The organism is Paenibacillus tengchongensis, from assembly GCF_008973665.1.
Taxonomy (GTDB): domain Bacteria; phylum Bacillota; class Bacilli; order Paenibacillales; family Paenibacillaceae; genus Paenibacillus_AQ; species Paenibacillus_AQ tengchongensis.
This window is the reverse complement of record NZ_WACP01000078.1, coordinates 1-531: the sequence shown is the minus strand read 5'-3', so window position 1 is coordinate 531 and position 531 is coordinate 1. Positions and strand designations below refer to the sequence as shown.

Annotated in this window: 1 protein-coding gene; it reads left to right on the top strand. The window is 46.5% G+C overall.

The genetic code is table 11. From position 1 onward, the window contains the following. Nucleotides 1–531 (top strand): reverse transcriptase domain-containing protein (locus F1381_RS27970; RefSeq protein ID WP_246188228.1); only part of this gene is annotated, 531 nt, incomplete at both ends.

The window sequence follows — 531 nt, the reverse complement described above, 5'->3', positions numbered from 1 at the left end:
TACAAGCCCTTACCCGTCCGTCGAGTCGAAATCCCGAAACCGAACGGAGGAGTAAGGCTTCTAGGGATCCCTACCGTGACCGACCGTTTCATCCAACAAGCGATTGCCCAAGTGTTGACGAAAATCTTTGATCCGACCTTCTCGGACCATAGCTACGGCTTTCGCCCAGGTAGAAGGGGACATGATGCGGTTAGGGAAGCAAAGGATTATATCAAAGAAGGATATCGTTGGGTAGTCGATATAGACCTAGAGAAATTCTTTGACAAGGTGAATCACGACAAACTGATGGGGATCTTGGCGAAAACGATCAAAGATCGAATTCTACTGAAGTTAATCCGTCGGTATCTTCAATCAGGCGTGATGATCAATGGAGTAGTAATGGAAACGGACATGGGAACGCCTCAAGGCGGCCCGCTTAGTCCACTTTTATCAAACATCATGCTTCATGAATTGGATAAGGAGCTGGAGAAACGTGGACATAAGTTTGTCCGGTATGCGGATGACTGTAACATCTACGTGAAAACAAAGAAA